Source organism: Secundilactobacillus kimchicus JCM 15530 (genome assembly GCF_001433995.1).
Classification (GTDB): domain Bacteria; phylum Bacillota; class Bacilli; order Lactobacillales; family Lactobacillaceae; genus Secundilactobacillus; species Secundilactobacillus kimchicus.
Genome location: NZ_AZCX01000043.1, coordinates 1 through 254, shown reverse-complemented (window position 1 = coordinate 254; position 254 = coordinate 1). Strand labels below are relative to the sequence as shown.

General features: G+C 36.2%; 1 protein-coding gene. It reads right to left on the bottom strand.

The window, feature by feature from the left end; translation table 11 throughout:
• On the bottom strand, positions 1-254 hold a 254-nt coding region (locus FC96_RS12630), incomplete at both ends, for a protein rep (RefSeq protein WP_162253160.1).

The window sequence follows — 254 nt, the reverse complement described above, 5'->3', positions numbered from 1 at the left end:
AAATAATTTTGTTTATTAAAATCCCATTTTGCGACAACTTCTTCCGCAGCTTCCATTTGCTCTTTGGTGTAATCTTCATCGCCAACATGAACTAAATCACCATTCTCGACATCTTCTAATTGCAAATCTTGCTTAATTTGCTTTAATAATCCACCATAGCTGATTTGGCGTGTTCCAGCTAAGGCATACTCCAAATTTTTAATCACCACCAAATTACGCTCATCATCAGCCGTCATATAATCAGCTGATTTTAC